The following is a 16847-nucleotide window of genomic DNA, read 5'->3' as shown; positions in this document are numbered from 1 at the left end:
AGCTATTTTATCCTTCGATTTAATTTATAAAAGCTTCGGTTAGATGATTCAAATCGAAGCTTTTTAATCTTATCATTTGTTTATCAATGACGCAATGGCTGCGGTTCAAAGATTTATCGATAATTGTTCAAAATTAGTGAAAAACAATTATTGAAAACAGCGTCGCAATTTAATACATCAAGTATTTAAATCAAGTGTTTAGTTGTCAAGGCGATCATCTTCGCAGACAAATGAAAAGGAGCCAAGTTCATGGATACTCGGATCTTGACCGCATAATGAACAGCTTGTATCTTTTTTAAAACTAAAAAGATCAAATGAGGTTGCCAGGGTGTCAATCATTAAAAGACGTCCGGTTAAATTGGGAGTGAGACCAAGCAATTGTTTTATGGCTTCAACGGCCTGGAGTACCCCAATCACCCCGGGCACCGGGCCTAACACACCGGTTTCAGAGCAACTGCCAGCAGTCTGACCATCAGTTTGAGGAAACAGACAGCGAAAACAAGGGCCGTCATCAGGAATCAAGGCGGTTACCTGACCGTAATATGACAAGGCACCAGCTTCAATCAGCGGCTTATTTTCCAGATAACAGGCATCATTGAGCAGATAACGGGTTGGTAAATTATCCAGACCGTCAATGACCAAATCATGCTGGCTAATTAAAGCCCGGGCATTTTCAGTACTGAGAGCTTCGGGATAAAGCGTTATATTCAGCTTGGGATTAATTGACTTAAGGGCGATCCGGGCCGATTCAACTTTTAACAGGCCGATTCGGGAACTGGAATGGAGGATCTGGCGATTCAGATTACTGATTTCAACCTGGTCAAAATCGATCAGGCTCAGGTGAGCAAGTCCAGCCTTGGCGAGAACCAGATTGGCCGGACATCCCAGGCCTCCGGCACCGACGGTTAAAACTCGGGCAGATCTAAGCTTGTTCATATCAATCGTTTGTGATAAATCCGTGGGCGGACAAGGGGTCTGACTGGTGGTAAACTGATTATCAAAAATTAGGCTGATCAAGTCATAATAAAAGCCTGCTGTCTGCTGCTCGCCAATATTCAGACAGGCTTTAGCCAATTCGATTGGCAGCAGGGTGCCTGAAAAGGCGGCACAGAGATCAGATCCAAGCATATTTAATTCATGAGTTATGGCTTGATGATCGGCAAAACCCTTTTTTTGCAGGACGTCTAGAAATAGCTTCATGGCGGCCTGATCGTGACAATAGTTGAAGCATCCCTGCCAGGCGTCACAAACTGAAACTAGGGTCGGTGTAAAGGCTCTGGTGAGAGAATCACTGAGAAGCGATTCTGCCAGCTTGCGGCAAAAGCGGTTGTTTCCCTGGATCAGGTTAAAATCAGCAGGCGTCGTGACGGTTTTAACCAACTGGAGGGTGATATCCGGGTTTAGATCCCGCAAGTTTTCACAAACGGGTTCCCAATTGTCCGGGTTACCAAGAAAGCAGTCGATCTGACCAATGCCCATGGCAACCAGGTAACGAAGCAGCAAGTCAGCACTCTTGAGATCAGGAGCACAAACCAGTATTTTTGTCGTCAGCAGTTTTTTTTGGCCAGCGCCACCGATGTCTGGCATAATGATCTGGCGCAGATAGCGCTTCATCTGGGCAGGGTCGGTTAATCCTTCGGTTGGAGCCTGATTCCCGTTGGGGGCAGCGTCCTGATCAGTCGCTTCGATCCTCTTGATTGCTGCTTCTTGCTGCTGATAGTTTTGAATGGCATCATGGAGGGCATCGGCGGCGATGTTCGAGCACAGTAGCTTTTCAGGTGGCAAACCGCCAAGTGCAGTCGCGACATCGGCATTGGTAATTTGAAGGGCTGCGGCAAGGGTTTTTCCGTTGGCCATTACGGTAAGCATGCTACTGGCGGCAATGGCTGCACCGCAACCGAAGGTTTTAAAACGCACTCCTGTCAATCGCTGATCTGAAACTTTTATATAAATTGTAATTTTATCACCATCGATCGGATTACCGGCGTGTCCCACGCCATCAGGCGTGGCAAAATCGCCAACATTACGGGGATTGGAAAAATGATCGAGTACTATCTCGTTGTACATGATATACCTCCTACGCATATATCACAATTATACTATGGAATTAATATGATATACAACTGAATTGAATGATCTTAAGTAAAAGAAAAAATTATTGATGTGATCGAATAGATATGTCGAATCACCTTGACATTAATAGGCGAATCGGTTAGTATTGACTAAACATACTTAATCACTATGAATTGATATAAGAATGGAGAATGATATGGATTTTGAAACATTATGCATCCATGGTAACAATAATAAATTCGATAACACCGGAGCCATCAGTGTCCCGATTTTTCAGACAGCTACCTTTGCCCATCCTGGGGTTGGCGAGAGTACTGGTTATGATTATACCAGACAACAAAACCCCACCCGGGAGCATCTCGAAAATATCCTGACCCGGATGGAAGAAGGCGTTGATGCGATGGCTTTTTCATCGGGGATGGCAGCCATCAGCGCAGTGATGGAAATTTTTTCCCCGGGGGATCACATCATCGCCTCGGACGATCTTTACGGTGGTTCTCATCGGCTTTTTCATCACATTTCGATTAAGAATGGAATCAGCTTTGATCTGGTTGACACTACCGATCTTTCGTTAATAGAGCCGCTGATCAGACCCAATACCAGAGCTTTATTTATTGAAACGCCGACCAACCCGATGATGCAGGTCACCGATCTGGCAGGTGTAGCCGAAATTGCCCGCAAACATCAGTTGCTGTTAATGGTTGACAACACCTTTCTGACTCCATATTTTCAGAAACCGCTGAAATTAGGTGCCGACATTGTTATTCATAGCGGCACCAAATATTTAGGGGGTCATAATGATACCATTGCCGGTTTTGTAGTCACCCGGGATAAAACCTTGGCTGACAAGCTGCGCTTTATTTTTAAAACGACCGGTGCAGGGTTAGCACCCTTTGACAGCTGGTTATTAATTCGGGGAATCAAGACCTTACCGATTCGGATGGATCGACAACAGCAAAATGCTGGTGTGATTGCCAGGTGGCTATGTCAACAGGAACGCATTAAGGCAGTCCATTATGTAGGTCTTGAAAGCCATCCCAGCTATGAGATTTCGAAACGTCAGGCGACGGGTTTTGGCGGGATGATCTCTTTTGAAGTGGACAGTGAAAAAACGGCTCACCATATTCTGGAAGGAGTAAAACTGATTCAGTATGCTGAAAGTCTGGGCGGAGTGGAGAGCTTAATCACCTATCCGATGTTGCAGACCCACGGCGATATTCCAGAAGAGCAGCGGGAAGCCAAGGGGATTAACAATCGCCTGCTGCGCTTATCGGTTGGAATTGAAAGTGTAAATGACCTGATCGATGAGCTTGACCGGGTCCTAAAGGAGGCTGTCCAATGAAATATAACTTTGACGAAATTATCACCCGGGATAATACCAATTCCATCAAGTATGACTTTGCCTATCGGCGTGGCATGCCGGAGGGGCTTTTGCCACTCTGGGTAGCTGATATGGATTTTAAGACCCCAGCCCCGGTTGTCGAGGCTCTGGTTGAAAAGAGCAAGCATGGTATTTTTGGATATTCAGAAAGCGGCCAGGATTATTTCTTTATCTTGAAGGAATGGTTTAAAAGCCGGTTTGGCTGGAATATTCAGCCGGATTGGCTGGTGACCACCCCCGGAGTGGTTTACGCTATTGCCACTGCCATCCGGGCGTTGACTAGAGAAGGTGACAGCATCATTATTCAGCAACCGGTTTATTATCCCTTTGCTGAAATGATCACAATCAATGAGCGGAATCTGGTGGTGAACCAGTTAGTTTATGAGGAAGGCCGCTATCGCATTAATTTTGACGACTTTGAAAAGAAGATCTTAGAGAATAAGGTCAAGTTATTTATACTCTGCAATCCCCATAACCCTGTGGGGCGAGTGTGGACCCAGGCAGAGCTGACCCGCCTGGGCGATATCTGTTTAAAACATGGGGTCATCGTCATTGCTGATGAAATTCATCAGGATTTTGTCTACCCGGGCTTTAAACATCTGGTTTTTGCTAGTTTAAAGCCGGAATACTTAAGTAACACGATTACCTGCACCGCCCCCAGCAAGACTTTTAATCTGGCTGGGCTTCAGGTTTCCAATATTTTCATCGAGAACCGGGAGATCCGCAAAAAGTTTAGAAAAGAAATGCATAAAGGCGGTTATAATGAGATCAGTATTATGGGCATTGTCGCCTGTGCGGCCGCCTATTCAAAGGGGCAGAAATGGCTGGAGGAATTAAAGGCTTATTTATTTGATAACTTAAGCTTTATAAGAACATACCTGGCAGAGCGGCTGCCCCAGGTAAAGCTGATTGAACCAGAAGGAACCTATCTGATCTGGCTGGATTTTAGTGAACTGGGCCTTAGCAATCAAGAACTGGAAGATTTAATTATCAATCGGGCAGGACTCTGGCTGGATGCCGGAACGATGTTTGGCGCCGGTGGCGATGGCTTTCAGCGTATCAATATGGCGGCACCCCGGTTGATTCTGGAGCAGGCCCTGAATCAGCTGGAAAAGGCCATCAAAAATGACGTGTAAAGCCAAATAAATAGCGAAATAAAAAGGCAGAGACTTCTAAAAAGAATGTCTCTGCCATTTTTGTTTAAGATCGGCCAAACGGTTCAGCGCCTCATAGAGGGTTGCTTCTTTTTTGGCAAAATGCAGGCGGATCAGGTGATTGACATCTTCCCTGAAAAAAGTAGAGCCGGGGACGGCCCCAACGCCGACATGTTCGGCTAACCAGGTGCAAAAAGCCAGATCATCATCGGCTTTATAGGGGGATACATCAATCATCACATAATAGGCACCCTGGGGTGTACTGTAGCCAAGGCCGATATCATCAAGACCGTTTAAAAAGAGCTGCCTTTTGGCAGTATAGTGTTTGCGCAAATCAAGATAATAGTCATCACCAAATTGCAGCCCAACGGTGGCGGCTTCCTGGAGCGGTGCCGCGGCACCGACGGTTAAGAAATCATGAACCTTTTTAGCGACATCAATAATCGGTTCCGGAGCGATAATATAGCCTAACCGCCAGCCGGTGATGGAATAGGTTTTTGATAAAGAACTGCAGGAAATGGTGCGTTCAAACATCCCCGGTAGCGAAGCCAGATAAATGTGTTCATGGGGTTCGTAAACAATGTGTTCATAAACCTCATCGGTAATTACATAGGTATCATATTTTTTAGCTAAATCAGCAATAATCGTCAGTTCCTCCCGGTTAAACACCTTGCCGGTGGGGTTGGAAGGGTTGCACAGAATCAGCGCTTTGGGATCTTGTTTAAAGGCGGCTTCCAATTCATCGGTATTGAAGTTAAACGCAGGTGGATGAAGGGGGACATAGATCGGAACAGCACCGGATAAAATGGTATCCGCTCCATAATTCTCATAAAAAGGCGAGAAAACGATGACCTTGTCACCAGGATTGGCGACAGTCATCATCGCGGCCATCATCGCCTCGGTGCTGCCACAGGTCACTACAATTTCGGTTTCCGGATTAATTGATCGGCCCATTAACCGGCTCTGTTTTTGTGCCAGGGCTTCCCGGAAATTTTGCGCCCCGCAGGTAATCGAATATTGATGAGGCCCCTGACGGGAAGCTTTTTCCAGAGCCTCAAGAATTGGTTTCGGTGGATCAAAGTCAGGAAATCCCTGGGACAGGTTGACCGCATTATACTGATTGGAAATACGGGTCATCCGTCGGATTACAGAATCGGTAAAGTCAGCAGTTCGGTTACTCAGTGGTTTCATCATGCACCTTCTTTAAATTTCATAGATTAAGGTTCGCTCATCGATTAAGCGTTTTGCCTTATGAGTCGCCCGCTCCAAATCACCATCGTTTAAGATTGTGACATCACCAGGTTTTACACCTAACCGGGTTTTTAGCGCAGCAGCCACCCGTTCTTTTAATACTTCATCCGGTTCATTGTTGTCATCGGATTTTTCGATTTCCAGCCGATATTTAACCGAATGATTTTGTTCATATAAACGAATCAGGTATTCGCCGGTAATTCCTTCAGTTCCCCGGATAACAAACTCAATATCACTGGGGAAAACATTAACCCCAGAGACGATAAACATATCATCGAGGCGACCGTGAATTTTAATGCGGGCGTGGGTTCGCCCACAACTGCAGGGTTTGCGGTTGACTGAGCCAATATCACCGGTTTTGAAACGGATCAGTGGTCGGGCTTTTTTACGCAGGGTGGTGTAGACGAGTTCACCCCGTTCACCATCGGGTAAGGGTGCTCCGGTTTTTACATCCAGGACTTCAACCAGAATGTGATCCTCAGCGATATGGAGGCCATCCTTGGCTTCGCACATCCCGGCGCAGGCCCCGAATATATCTGATAATCCAAAAAAGTCATATAGCTCGGCATTCCAGACTTTTTCGATGGTTTCCCGGGTGGTTCCAATCGAGCCACCGGGCTCGCCGGCTACAATGATAGTACGAATGGCCAAATCCTTGGCCGGGTCAATGCCCATTTTAAGGGCTGTTTCGCCAAGATACAAAGCATAAGATGGAGTTGTCCAGATAATCGTCGGTTGGAATTCTTTTAAAATAAAAAGCAGTCGTTCCGATGGCACAGTTCCGGCCCAGATACAAAGGGCTCCCAAATTCTGGGCCCCGATGACATCCGGTCCACCGACAAATAGTGAAAAATTCAGAGCGTGAACATAACGGTCATGTTTACGCATCCCGGCACCATAAAACAAGCGACTTTCGACATCCTGCCATTCGTCGAAATCCTGTTTGGTAAAGGGACTAAGGGTTGGCACTCCGGTTGAGCCGCTGGAAGCCGACACAAAAACGACATCATCTTCACTGACGGCAATCATGTCGCCTAAAAGCCCGCCTTTGGCCTGCCGTTCCCGTTGGGTGGCCTTATTGGTAAACGGGAATTTTTGAATATCTTCGAGCTGGTTAAAATCGGCTGGGGTCAGTCCGGCCGCATTAAAGGCTTCTTTATAATAAGCAGAATTGCTGTAGGCAAAGGTCAGTATATCTTTTAATTCGCGACGCTGTAATTCTTCCAGATCTGCTCGTGGCAGGGTCTCGATTTTTTCATCCCAATATTTTTTCTCGCTCATAATTCCTCCTTGGTGGTATTCCAATTTTTTTGTATCGCTGCCCACTTGGCATCCCGCTGTGCTGCCAGTATTTCAATGTCTGCATCGTCTAAATGTTTAAAGCGACCTTGTGAGAGCAGATAATCTTTAATTGATGAAAAGTCGCGGGGGTTTTTATTAAGTGTAAACTGTCCGTTTTCGTATTCGGCCAGATACCACAAACCGCAATCGATCATTTTTCTGGCGATCTCAATGGTTTCATTGACGGGAATGCCCCAACCAATCGGGCAGGGGGCGACCACATGGATGTAGGTTGTGCCCTTTATTTTTGAAGCCTTTTCAATCTTATTGATAAAATCGGGAAGATTCCCTATACTGGCGGTGGCAGCATAGGAAATATTATGGGCTGCCACAATCTCAAAGAGATTTTTTTTGGGGCGTAGATTACCGTGAATATTTTCACCGCTGGGGGTCGTGGTTGTTTTGGCGCCAAACGGGGTTAAACCGCTCTTTTGGATACCGGTATTCATATAAGCTTCATTATCGTAGCAGATATAGAGAATATCATCGTTGCGGTCAATCGCCCCGGATAAGGCCTGAATGCCGATATCGGCAGTTCCGCCATCGCCGGCCAACCCGACCGCTTTGAAATTCTTAATCCCAACCGCCCGGGCACCAGCTTCAACACCGGTCAGCATCGAAGCGGTTCCGGCAAAGGTGGAAATGATCGAATTATTGCTAAAACACAAATGCGGATAATTAAATCCAACCGCCGACATACAGCCGGCTGGCAGTACCGAAATAGCCCTCTCGCCCAGAACTTTAAGAGCGATCCGCACGGCCAGACTGCCACCGCAACCGGCGCAGGCCTTATGGCCATAAAAAAATTCACTATCCGTGATCGTTTTTGCAGTTATTTTATTAGTCATCAATGGTCATCCCCAGTCCGATAAAATTAACATGTTGCCCACCGGTTTGCAGATGGCGAAAGATTGCGGTGATGTTTTCCCGGCTGATATCACGGCCGCCGAGACCGGCAATGAAATTATAAGTTTCCAGACGTAAGCCATTCTTTGCAATAACCGAGTTAACATTGGTATAGACGGTGCCTTCATAACCAAAGGAAATATCTTTTTCCAATACCCCGATGGCTTTAGCCGATTTTAATGCCACAACCAGATCTTCCTGGGGAAAGGGCCTTAAAAAACGGAGCTTGAGCAGGCCGACCTTTTCGCCACGCTCACGCAACTCATCTACCACCTCCCGGCAAAGGCCGGTGATACTGCCCAGGGTAATCAGGATATAATCGGCATCGTCAAGACGGTAACCCTGGGTCAGTCCACCATAACTGCGGCCAAAAATTTCGGCAAATTTCGCATCGGTTTCTTCGATAATCCGTTTGCTGCCCAATATGGCTTTGTGCTGGAGATATTTAAATTCCATATTATTGTCGGGACCAACGCTAAAAGCCAGGTTTTTCGGGTTATCCAGACTCATTTTGTTCTCAGTTTGAAAGGGTGGCAAAAAGCGGTCAGCATCGGTCTGACTGGGGATTTCCACGGTTTCGTAGGTATGGGTCAGCACGAAGCCATCCAAATTGACCATAACCGGGGTTGATACCAAGGGGTTTTCGGCAATATGGTAGCTTTGCAGGGCCATGTCCAGGCTTTCCTGGGCATCTTCCACATATACCTGGATCCAGCCACAGTCAAGCTGTGAGAGGGAATCCCGCTGGTCGCCATAAATATTCCAGGGTAAGGCGGTGGAGCGGTTGGCATTCATCATCACGATCGGAAAGCGACCGCCGCTGGCATAGTGCAGACATTCCGCCATGTACAGCAGACCCTGTGAAGAGGTCGCCGTAAAGGTGCGGGCGCCCATGGCACTGGCACCAATGGCACAGGATAGAGCGGAGTGTTCCGATTCAACGTGGATCAGTTCGCTTTTTAAACTGCTGTCTTCCACCATTTCAGAAATTCGCTCGACCACTGTTGTCTGCGGGGTGATCGGGTAAATCGAAATAACCTGGGGGCGGGCCAACCGAACCCCTTCGGCAAAGGCATCATTGCCTGATAAAAATGCTTTAGTCATTTGTTTCTACCTCCATTTTAATGGCTTGCTTGGGACAGACTTTTTCACAGATGCCGCAACCCTTGCAAAAGTCGTAGTCAATATCCAACCCATCAGCTGTTTTAAAAATAACACCGTCGGGACAGTAAAGATAACATTGCAGGCAGTTGATGCATTCACTCGTAACGATAATCGGACGTTCATTTCGCCAGCCGCAATTTTTTGTAACCAGATAGCCAGCTTCACTGGCAGTGCCTAAGGGGTAATCTGACAATTTTTGGGGTTTCTGATAATGTCGTAAATAAGGCTTGCTCATTTAGTAAACCTCCCAAAATGATCATAGGATTCTTGTAGAATCAACTGGTTTTTGGCCGCGTGGGTTGCCGACAAATACTGATTACTGGCCTGCTGCAATGATGATAGCGAAACATCGTCAGAGATACTTGCCAGGGCTCCGAGCATTGCTGTGTTACTGAGGGGCTTTTTGATTATGTTAAGGGCAATCAGATTTGCATCAATTGTCTGGATCTGTGAAAAATCACGAAATTTTTCTGGGGTTGCGGTGTTAATCAGGGCGATGCCATCGTCTTTCAGATCGTTTAAATAATCAAAAGAGAACAAACTGTCATCCAGAAAGATTAAATAATCACAGGCTTTAATTTCACTCCGATTGATAATTGCCTGCGTATCAATTTTATTAAAGGCCTGAATTGGCGCACCGCGGCGTTCGGGGCCAAAAGAAGGAAAAGCCAGCGAAAATTTATTGTCGATTAATGAAGCGGCCCCCAAAATTTTAGCAGCGGTAAAGGCCCCTTGCCCGCCGCGTCCATGCCATCGTATTTCAATCATATTGTTTCCTCGATTCTTAAGTAGTGTTTTATTTGCTGGTTTTATCCAGTTTTTTTGCGGATGAATCCCCAATAACCTGAAAGATCTGTACCAGCAGCACCAGAACGATCACACAGATAAACATCACTTCGGGTTCATAGCGCTGATAGCCGTATCGGATGGCCAGATCGCCAATACCACCGCCGCCAACGGTTCCGGCCATAGCCGAAAAACCGATTAATGACACCGCAGTGACGGTAATGTTTTTAATCAGCGATGGTAAGGCTTCCGGCAGCAGAATCTTCAGTACAATCGACAATTTACTGGCCCCAGAAGCAATGGCGGCTTCCAACACGCCATTATCAACATCGGAAAAGGAGGCTTCAGACAGTCGGCCAAAAAAGGCAATGGCCGCTACTGCCAGAGGAATGACCACAGCGTTGGGACCGATGGATGTATGCACGATCGCTTTTGATACGGGGATCATCAATACCAGCAAGATTAGAAAGGGAATGGAACGGGTGATATTAATAATGACGCCGACAATTTGATTGATGGCCCGGTTTTTGAGAAAAAGAGTATTCGATGTTAAAAATAATAACAGCCCAATACTGCCACCAATGATGATTGCGGCCAACAGCGATGAAATGACCATTTGCATGGTTTGACCAAAGGTTAGAAACAGAGCTGCTTTTAAATCAAAGTCCATGATTGATTACCTCCAAATCGGCCGTATTTGCGGCAAGAAATTCGATTGCCAGTTTTAGTGGCTCAGTTTCACCAATTAATTCGACATAGAGTATCCCCAGTGGTAAATCGTTGATGTACTCCACCTTACCCAGCAAGATATTAAAACCAATCTGAAAGGTATTGGCAGCGTAATAGAGAATCGGGTTGTTGGCAGTGTCCCCCTTAAATGTGAGACGGATAATTGGACCTTGCATCTTGTCAATAATTTGCTCAGGTAAATTAAAATGACTGGTGTGACTTAATAACTGTCGGGTGAAGTCTTCCTGGGGTTTTGTGAAAATATCATAGACATCGCCAATTTCGACGACCGATCCCTTGTTCATTACCGCACATCGGGTACAGATACTTTTGATGACATCCAGTTCATGGGTGATGATGACAATGGTGATACCAAATTTTTTATTCAGGTCTTTTAATAAGCTTAAAATGGATGAGGTGGTTTCCAGATCAAGAGCGGATGTGGGCTCATCACAGAGCAGAATTTTGGCATCATTAGCCAGTGCCCGGGCAATTGCAACCCGCTGTTTTTCACCACCTGAAAGGTTGGCGGGGTAGGAATTGGACTTCTCCGATAAATTGACCAGATCCAGTAATTCATTGACCCGGGTTTCAGTTTCCACTTTTGATTTCCCTGCTGCCTTTAAAACAAAGGCAATATTCTGATAGACGGTTAGATTTCGGGCCAGATTAAAGTGTTGAAAAATCATCCCGATATTGCGACGGAGTATTCGCAACTGTGTTCTCCGATAATTGGTGACATTTTCGCCGTCTACCAATATTTCACCGGAGGAAACAGTCTGTAATAAATTGATGGTACGAAGCAGGGTGCTTTTGCCAGCACCACTTGAACCGGCGATACCAAAGATCTCACCCTTTTCAATTTTAAAATGGGCATCATTAACAGCCTCAAAAATTTGTTTGTGTTGTTTAAAGCTGACAGAGACATGCTTGAATTCAATCATAATCGTTACCTTTTTCTATAGGATTTAAGGCAAAAGCTCAGTTCTTTAAATTAACTGAGCTTTTGTTAAAATTTTAATAGTCAGATGGTCTTTGGAAAGAAACATATTGTTTGGTCGGATCCTCGATTACTTTTTTAAAGGCATCGGATTCGATTGCGGCAATGACATCTTTCGCAAAATCGGAATCTTTATCTTCAATTCGGACAGCGACACCATTGATGTAGCCCTCAGACAGTTTTTCATTATAAAGGGCATCAGAAAGGTTGAGTCCAGAACTGAGTGCATAATTACCGTTAATCACGGCAATGCCGACACTGTCAAGACTTCTTGGTAATTGGGGCGCTTCGATTTCGACAAACTGTAAATTTTTAGGATTGCTGGAAAGGGTGTTTTGAGTGGCTGTTTTAGGATCGACAGCTGGGTCGATGGTGATAATATTGGTTTGCGCCAAGACTCGAATAGCTCGGGATAAGTTAGTCGCATCATTTGGAATCGCTACGGTAGCGCCATCTTCGATGTCATTAATGGTTTTATATTTTTCGGAAAAAATTCCCATCGCAGCAGTGGGAACTTCTTTGATGAAGGTTAGGTCTAAGTTGTTCTCTTTGGCAAAGTTGGTCAAGTAAGTAGAATGCTGAAACAGGTTGAGATCAATTTCACCGGCGGCTAATGCTTTGTTTGGTTGAACATAGTCTGAGAATTCGACGATTTCAACGGTGTAGCCTTTTTCTTCTAAGGATGGTTGAATGGCTTCTGTGAACATATCGCCATATGGTCCAGCACACACGCCTACTTTCAAAACCTTTGCTGGTTCGGTTGTGGCAGCACTTGATGAAGAACAACCTGTCAGGGCGATCAGCAAAATGCTTATAATTGCAATAAATCCGATAATTCGTTTAGTTTTCATTTGAGATCCTCTCTTTTCTAATCATAAAATTTTTAATTTTTTTTAGTTTATCTACTACATGTAATTACTACATCAGACAACACATGGATTTAGTCATGAGGTCACCACCTTTCATATCATAGTAATTTTATATGTTTAATGCGATTTATTATAACAGGAACCATTTGTTTTTGCAAGAATAAAACACATAAAACATATAAAAATAATATGAATAATGTTATTTATTTCATCAGCCATTTCTATTGACAATTAGCACGTTATTATATATAATTTATTACATATAGGAAAAGTATGAAAAGAACGTTGTTTGAAGGAGGAACTATTATGAAAAAACTACTCATTATAAAGACCGGATCATCGGATCAACATGTGATCAACAAATGTGGCGACTGTGATGTCCGCATTGCCCAATGTATCGGAATACCATATGATGATGTCCGGGTAATTTCAGTCTATGAAAATGCCGTACCAATTCTGCCGGACGATATTGCTGGCATTATTATTACTGGTTCCCCTTCAATGGTAACGGATTTGGAACCCTGGGGGGTAGCAACCGCGCAATGGTTAAAACAGGTTGTTAAAAAGAACATTCCTGTTTTGGGTATCTGTTTTGGACATCAATTGCTTGCCCATACCTTTGGTGGTTCGGTTGACTATCATGAACTGGGGGAAGAAAAGGGCGAGGTTGAGATTCATCTTACAGAAGATGGCAAGAAAGATCCATTGCTGGGGGTATTACCAGCCCGTTTTAGTGCATATTCGTCCCACTTTCAGACCGTTACCAAAATACCACCTGATACCGTGATATTGGCAGAAAATGATTTTGAGACGACCCATGCACTTCGATATAAGGAAAACGTCTGGGGCGTTCAATTTCATCCAGAATGTGTAGGCGATGTATTTTGTAATACTATTGAACATAAAACATATGGTAAAGCCTTATTAAGGCGCTTTTATGATTTAGCTGTGACAGCACAAAATGATGAAAAAACAATGCGTTGGCACAATAGCTAGTTAGATTAGAATATGATAAAAGAGACGACAAAAAACAGGATTACTAAATCAAAGAGTCTAGCAATCCTGTTTTTTTATAGCGTCTCGTTCATGCTGCCGGTTCGATAGCCTTTTAAATCAAGGCTGATATAAGTGAAGCCAATGGTTTTAAAACGATCATGAATTTTACTGCGAATACCTTCATTAACTAAGGTTTCGAAACCGGCTTCATCGGTCTCGATCCGGGCCAGGTCACCGTGATAGCGGACGCGCACCTGATGGAAGCCGAGATCAAGAAGGTATTGTTCAGCCTGGTCGATCATCTGCAGGCGATCTGGGGTAATATTCTCGCCATAAGGGAATCGGGAAGACAGACAGGCAAAGGATTGTTTGTTCCAGGTGGGAAGATTCAATTCCTTCGACAGCTGACGGATTTCATCCTTGGAAAGCTTGGCAAATCGTAACGGGCTTTTGACACCTAACTCGGTTACCGCTAATAGTCCCGGTCGGTAATCACCATCATCGTCAGTGTTGGAGCCTTCAATAACGTAATTTAATTTCTGAAGAGTCACAATTTCTTTGATCTTGGTAAAAAGCTCGGACTTGCATAAATAACAGCGGTTCTTGGGATTATGGGAAAAACCTTCAATATCCAGCTCTTCCGAATCAATTATAAAGTGATCGACACCCAATTCTTCAGCATAGGCGGTGGCTTCCTGTAATTCGCGCTTGGGAAAGCTCTCGGACCGGGCGGTCACTGCAACCGCTTTTTTTCCTAAGACATCGTAAGCAACCTTTAGCAAAAACGTCGAATCAACACCACCAGAAAAGGCTACAGCGACACTTTCCAGTTTGCTCAGGTAATCTTTTAACGCTTGATATTTATTGGTCAGGTTATCCATAATACACTCCTTCACATTAATCATAGTAACTATATATGATTAATATTTTATTGTATTTTTAACCCGTTGTCAAGTGTGATTGTGGGGAATAAATGGCCTGAAGGAGGGAATTGCTTTACAGTCGTTGAATACGGATCGGATGAAAAAAACGCAGATAATCAACTTGAATGGTCTCGAATTTCTTTCCCGATGTTGATAAAAATATTTATTCATGTATACTGTTAGCAATGGTTTAATGAATTAAACCATTAAACGGAGGAAGGGAGTGCTAGAAATGCGTAACGAGCAAAAAGCGCTGATTGAAATGTTCAAAGATTGTCAACCACTACTCACCGCCATCGGGGATGAAACCCGACAGTTAATTATGGTGGCAATTATGGAAAATGGGTGCTATCCTGGCATTCGGGTAGGGGAAATTACCAAAAAAGTCAATCTGTCCCGACCAGCAGTATCCCATCATATCAAAATCCTGATGGATGCTAAGATTGTTAATGTGAGTAAGCAAGGAACCATGAATTTTTATTATCTGGATCCGGAAAAAAGCAGGTTGCTGCACTTAAAAACATTGGTGGAGCATATTGAACTGTTAATGAAACAATGCAAGTAGCGTATCAAATTACATACTCAAAATAAAGGAGAAGAAGATGATATTTTATTTTACCGGAACCGGTAATTCGTTGTATGTGGCAAAAAGGATTGGTGATGAGCTGGGAGAGCGACTCGTCGATATAACCACGGCTATGAAAGAGAAGTATTTTGTTTATTCGCTTTCAGTCGATGAAAGAATTGGTTTTATTTTCCCGGTTTACTTTTATGGCGTACCTTCAATTGTAGCTGATTTTATCGCTGAGCTCATAATTGAACAAAATCTGGAAGCCGGTAGGCAACCATATGTATTTAGTGTGATAACGTGCGGCGGCGGAATGGGTGGAACACCGAAAATGCTGGAAGATCTGCTGAAAAAACAAAACGTATCGCTTGATGCTGCGTTTGAACTTAAGATGGCCAGCAATTACATTATGATGTACCAACCAACAGGGCCAGCGCTACAAAAGAAAATACAGATTGCAACAGATAAAAAGCTAACTGACATTATCGCAGCGATATCTAAGAAAAAGAAAAATGATGGCAGCAAACGAAAAAAATCGTTTTTGACCAAGGTGGCCTATCCGCTATACGTCCATGGCCGAAAAACCAGGCTCTTTTATGCTGATAACAAGTGTAACGGTTGTAGAAAATGCGAGAAAATTTGTCCTGTTTCGGCGATTCAAATGGTTAATAACAAGCCGGTTTGGACGGCAAAACAATGTACGCACTGCACCGCCTGTATCAACCGCTGTCCCCAGAAAGCGATTCAGTATGGAAAGAAAACCCTTAAGTGGCGACGGTTTGAAAATCCCATCCTAAAATAATTAAGAATCCATAAATTTTTCCGTCTTCGTTCTTGACAGTTGGAGCCATACCAAATAAAATAAGAGATGTATAGTAAAATGATATTTAATTAAGATGGATTCTATATTGAAGTGTTTGTTTTTGGCAAAAAGCAGAAAGTTCAAAACGAGGAAGAAAAATGGAAGCCAATATCAAAGATCGAATAAAAAAACTGTTAGCCCTTGGTAGAAGTCCCAATCCCAATGAAGCAAATTACGCAATATTAAAAGCAAAAAAGCTGATGGTTGAATACAAGCTGACTGAACGGGAATTATTGCGCCATGATGAAAATCCGATTAAAGTGGATAGTGATATTTATTATACAACCCGCAGTGAGCATTGGATGACTGGCCTGGCGGATGTGATTTCGGAGAACAACTGCTGTGTCTTTTATATGGTCACGCCGTCCGGATCGCAACGCCATTATATTATTTTTCATGGTTACGAGGAAGATGCGCTGATTTGCAACAGCATTTTTGCCTATGCTGTTGATTGTGTGCGAACCCAGATCAAAGCGATAAAAAAAGTGATGAAGTTAAATGAGCAGCCAGCTAATATCATTAATGAAGCGTGTGAAACTTATGGTAAGGGTTTTTATGAAGGTTTGGATGACGCTTACACGACCCAGGAGTATGTGCATCAGGAGTGGGGGCTGGTGATGGTGGTCCCACCGGAAGTTAAAGCAATTCTTGAACCGATGGAACGTGCGCACATTAAAGAGAAGAATCATGATGATCATTATTCGTTTTATGCTCAGGGGTACCGCGAAGGCAAGGTCTTTACGACCCAAAATAAATTGGCAGATACAAAAGAAAAAACGACAGCAGAAGATAATCCAACGACAAATCAAGAAGCTGTCTGAAAATCAAAGGTAAGCAAAAAAAC

General features: G+C 44.1%; 17 protein-coding genes. 6 read left to right on the top strand and 11 right to left on the bottom strand.

Annotated features, from left to right (window positions below; genetic code table 11):
* Window positions 1-198: 198 nt before the first annotated feature.
* On the bottom strand, window positions 199-2067 hold the full coding sequence (locus BI182_RS16010; protein WP_286809321.1) for a ThiF family adenylyltransferase: 1869 nt from the start codon (window positions 2065-2067) through the stop codon (window positions 199-201).
* A 202-nt stretch (window positions 2068-2269) separates the two neighbouring features.
* Here BI182_RS16010 and BI182_RS16005 point away from each other — a divergent pair, with 202 nt between their 5' ends.
* Window positions 2270-3415 (top strand): trans-sulfuration enzyme family protein, encoded by a 1146-nt coding sequence (locus BI182_RS16005; protein WP_286809319.1) that lies wholly within the window; start codon window positions 2270-2272, stop codon window positions 3413-3415.
* A complete protein-coding gene (locus BI182_RS16000) occupies window positions 3412-4590 on the top strand; it encodes a MalY/PatB family protein (RefSeq protein ID WP_286809317.1) in 1179 nt (392 codons plus the stop codon). Before BI182_RS16005 ends, BI182_RS16000 begins: the two co-directional genes overlap by 4 nt.
* 36 nt (window positions 4591-4626) lie before the next feature.
* Here BI182_RS16000 and BI182_RS15995 read toward each other — a convergent pair whose 3' ends face one another.
* The 9 genes from BI182_RS15995 to BI182_RS15955 form a co-directional block, all read right to left on the bottom strand.
* Window positions 4627-5799 (bottom strand): pyridoxal phosphate-dependent aminotransferase, encoded by a 1173-nt coding sequence (locus BI182_RS15995; RefSeq protein WP_148636581.1) that lies wholly within the window; start codon window positions 5797-5799, stop codon window positions 4627-4629.
* 12 nt (window positions 5800-5811) lie between these two features.
* On the bottom strand, window positions 5812-7140 hold the full coding sequence (locus BI182_RS15990) for a phenylacetate--CoA ligase family protein (protein ID WP_148636359.1): 1329 nt from the start codon (window positions 7138-7140) through the stop codon (window positions 5812-5814).
* Window positions 7137-8048: a thiamine pyrophosphate-dependent enzyme gene (locus tag BI182_RS15985; RefSeq protein WP_228883121.1), complete on the bottom strand. Its 912-nt coding sequence runs from the start codon at window positions 8046-8048 to the stop codon at window positions 7137-7139. The genes BI182_RS15990 and BI182_RS15985 overlap by 4 nt, the downstream gene beginning before the upstream one ends.
* Window positions 8041-9210 (bottom strand): transketolase C-terminal domain-containing protein, encoded by a 1170-nt coding sequence (locus tag BI182_RS15980; protein ID WP_286809314.1) that lies wholly within the window; start codon window positions 9208-9210, stop codon window positions 8041-8043. Before BI182_RS15980 ends, BI182_RS15985 begins: the two co-directional genes overlap by 8 nt.
* Entirely contained in the window at window positions 9203-9505 is a 303-nt protein-coding gene (locus BI182_RS15975) for a 4Fe-4S binding protein (protein WP_070371969.1), read from the bottom strand. The genes BI182_RS15980 and BI182_RS15975 overlap by 8 nt, the downstream gene beginning before the upstream one ends.
* On the bottom strand, window positions 9502-10038 hold the full coding sequence (locus tag BI182_RS15970; RefSeq protein ID WP_286809312.1) for a 2-oxoacid:acceptor oxidoreductase family protein: 537 nt from the start codon (window positions 10036-10038) through the stop codon (window positions 9502-9504). The genes BI182_RS15975 and BI182_RS15970 overlap by 4 nt, the downstream gene beginning before the upstream one ends.
* 28 nt (window positions 10039-10066) lie before the next feature.
* A complete protein-coding gene (locus tag BI182_RS15965) occupies window positions 10067-10726 on the bottom strand; it encodes a methionine ABC transporter permease (RefSeq protein ID WP_250932981.1) in 660 nt (219 codons plus the stop codon).
* Window positions 10716-11729: a methionine ABC transporter ATP-binding protein gene (locus BI182_RS15960; protein ID WP_286809310.1), complete on the bottom strand. Its 1014-nt coding sequence runs from the start codon at window positions 11727-11729 to the stop codon at window positions 10716-10718. Before BI182_RS15960 ends, BI182_RS15965 begins: the two co-directional genes overlap by 11 nt.
* A gap of 73 nt (window positions 11730-11802) precedes the next feature.
* Window positions 11803-12636: a MetQ/NlpA family ABC transporter substrate-binding protein gene (locus tag BI182_RS15955; RefSeq protein ID WP_286809308.1), complete on the bottom strand. Its 834-nt coding sequence runs from the start codon at window positions 12634-12636 to the stop codon at window positions 11803-11805.
* 324 nt (window positions 12637-12960) lie between these two features.
* Here BI182_RS15955 and BI182_RS15950 point away from each other — a divergent pair, with 324 nt between their 5' ends.
* On the top strand, window positions 12961-13650 hold the full coding sequence (locus tag BI182_RS15950) for a glutamine amidotransferase (RefSeq protein WP_286809306.1): 690 nt from the start codon (window positions 12961-12963) through the stop codon (window positions 13648-13650).
* 74 nt (window positions 13651-13724) lie between these two features.
* Here BI182_RS15950 and larE read toward each other — a convergent pair whose 3' ends face one another.
* Window positions 13725-14531, bottom strand: coding sequence for an ATP-dependent sacrificial sulfur transferase LarE (gene larE, locus BI182_RS15945; RefSeq protein ID WP_250932977.1), 807 nt, complete (start codon window positions 14529-14531; stop codon window positions 13725-13727).
* A gap of 274 nt (window positions 14532-14805) precedes the next feature.
* On the opposite strand from larE, the gene BI182_RS15940 reads away from it, so the two are divergent.
* From BI182_RS15940 to BI182_RS15930, 3 genes are all read left to right on the top strand, one after another.
* Complete coding sequence (locus tag BI182_RS15940) at window positions 14806-15138, top strand: ArsR/SmtB family transcription factor (RefSeq protein ID WP_286809304.1); 333 nt, start codon at window positions 14806-14808, stop codon at window positions 15136-15138.
* 37 nt (window positions 15139-15175) lie between these two features.
* Window positions 15176-15943, top strand: coding sequence for an EFR1 family ferrodoxin (locus BI182_RS15935; RefSeq protein ID WP_286809302.1), 768 nt, complete (start codon window positions 15176-15178; stop codon window positions 15941-15943).
* A gap of 158 nt (window positions 15944-16101) precedes the next feature.
* Window positions 16102-16824: a DUF2786 domain-containing protein gene (locus tag BI182_RS15930; protein WP_070371960.1), complete on the top strand. Its 723-nt coding sequence runs from the start codon at window positions 16102-16104 to the stop codon at window positions 16822-16824.
* Window positions 16825-16847: the final 23 nt, after the last annotated feature.

Source organism: Acetobacterium sp. MES1, from assembly GCF_002237635.1.
Taxonomy (GTDB): Bacteria; Bacillota; Clostridia; order Eubacteriales; family Eubacteriaceae; genus Acetobacterium; species Acetobacterium wieringae.
The sequence above is the reverse complement of the archived record's forward strand: the minus strand, read 5'-3'. Positions and strand labels throughout refer to the sequence as shown.

What these genes read in the sequence shown, in the direction of transcription:
- BI182_RS15990 (WP_148636359.1), bottom strand. Translation starts at nt 7,140, where the DNA reads ATGAGCGAGAAAAAATATTGGGATGAAAAAATCGAGACCCTGCCACGA.
- BI182_RS15995 (WP_148636581.1), bottom strand. Translation starts at nt 5,799, where the DNA reads ATGAAACCACTGAGTAACCGAACTGCTGACTTTACCGATTCTGTAATC.
- BI182_RS15935 (WP_286809302.1), top strand. Translation starts at nt 15,176, where the DNA reads ATGATATTTTATTTTACCGGAACCGGTAATTCGTTGTATGTGGCAAAA.
- larE (WP_250932977.1), bottom strand. Translation starts at nt 14,531, where the DNA reads ATGGATAACCTGACCAATAAATATCAAGCGTTAAAAGATTACCTGAGC.
- BI182_RS15950 (WP_286809306.1), top strand. Translation starts at nt 12,961, where the DNA reads ATGAAAAAACTACTCATTATAAAGACCGGATCATCGGATCAACATGTG.
- BI182_RS15975 (WP_070371969.1), bottom strand. Translation starts at nt 9,505, where the DNA reads ATGAGCAAGCCTTATTTACGACATTATCAGAAACCCCAAAAATTGTCA.
- BI182_RS15985 (WP_228883121.1), bottom strand. Translation starts at nt 8,048, where the DNA reads ATGACTAATAAAATAACTGCAAAAACGATCACGGATAGTGAATTTTTT.
- BI182_RS15965 (WP_250932981.1), bottom strand. Translation starts at nt 10,726, where the DNA reads ATGGACTTTGATTTAAAAGCAGCTCTGTTTCTAACCTTTGGTCAAACC.
- BI182_RS16010 (WP_286809321.1), bottom strand. Translation starts at nt 2,067, where the DNA reads ATGTACAACGAGATAGTACTCGATCATTTTTCCAATCCCCGTAATGTT.
- BI182_RS16000 (WP_286809317.1), top strand. Translation starts at nt 3,412, where the DNA reads ATGAAATATAACTTTGACGAAATTATCACCCGGGATAATACCAATTCC.
- BI182_RS15930 (WP_070371960.1), top strand. Translation starts at nt 16,102, where the DNA reads ATGGAAGCCAATATCAAAGATCGAATAAAAAAACTGTTAGCCCTTGGT.
- BI182_RS16005 (WP_286809319.1), top strand. Translation starts at nt 2,270, where the DNA reads ATGGATTTTGAAACATTATGCATCCATGGTAACAATAATAAATTCGAT.
- BI182_RS15980 (WP_286809314.1), bottom strand. Translation starts at nt 9,210, where the DNA reads ATGACTAAAGCATTTTTATCAGGCAATGATGCCTTTGCCGAAGGGGTT.
- BI182_RS15955 (WP_286809308.1), bottom strand. Translation starts at nt 12,636, where the DNA reads ATGAAAACTAAACGAATTATCGGATTTATTGCAATTATAAGCATTTTG.
- BI182_RS15960 (WP_286809310.1), bottom strand. Translation starts at nt 11,729, where the DNA reads ATGATTGAATTCAAGCATGTCTCTGTCAGCTTTAAACAACACAAACAA.
- BI182_RS15970 (WP_286809312.1), bottom strand. Translation starts at nt 10,038, where the DNA reads ATGATTGAAATACGATGGCATGGACGCGGCGGGCAAGGGGCCTTTACC.
- BI182_RS15940 (WP_286809304.1), top strand. Translation starts at nt 14,806, where the DNA reads ATGCGTAACGAGCAAAAAGCGCTGATTGAAATGTTCAAAGATTGTCAA.